The 715-nt window shown below is 67.8% G+C and carries 1 protein-coding gene; it reads right to left on the bottom strand.

All coding sequences use genetic code 11. The annotated features are described in order from the left end of the window. Window positions 1-633 (bottom strand): MMPL family transporter (locus ACY34K_RS33850; protein WP_462754105.1); only part of this gene is annotated, 633 nt, incomplete at its 3' end. Window positions 634-715 lie beyond the last annotated feature (82 nt).

Below are 715 nucleotides of genomic sequence, written 5' to 3'. Positions count from 1 at the left end.
AGCCCCACTGCCGAATACGAAGACCAGGATCAGCAAGGTGACGGGAAAGGAGATCGCCTCGGCCCGATCGAGATCCTCGGCAATCACGGCCTGCGTCTCGTGGCGGATCGCCGCGGCCCCGCCGAGGCGGACCTGAAGGACACCCTGGTTTCCCCGGTACCGCGGCGCGATCCGGGCGAAAGCGCGCGCGACGCCCGTCTCGTCCCCCTTGAGACGAGCGACGATCAGGGCCGAGCTCCCGTCGTCCGAACGCAGGGCGGTCAGGCCCGTGCCCCAGTAGGAGGTGACTCCCGCGACATCTCGCTCCTCGGCGAGCCGGGCCGCCAGTTCACGCCCCGGTCGTTCGGCGACGGCCTGATCGACCCCGCCGTCGACGCTCACCAGGAGCACCAGATTGGGTCGGCTACGAGGAAAGGAACGGTCCAGTAGTCGCGCGGCGTACGAGGACTCGGAGGCCGGGTCCTCATTGCCCCCGTTGCGCAGATGCGTGGCCACTCCCTCACCGAGCACGGCGGCGAACCCGAGCAGCACGAGGGCGGTACCCAGCAGGAGCCGGGGTCTTGTGTACGCAAGCCTGCCCACCCGGCCCAGGCCACGTTGTGCCGTCGAGAGTCGGCGGCGATGACGCGGCATGAACAGACCCCATTTTGTTGGTCGGCAAAAAGACACCATGTCCCTTGCCGTCGGCAATGGGTCTTACTGACCCGCTCTTGAT

It is taken from the genome of Streptomyces sp. STAM6 (assembly GCF_054963715.1).
The sequence above is the reverse complement of the archived record's forward strand: the minus strand, read 5'-3'. Positions and strand labels throughout refer to the sequence as shown.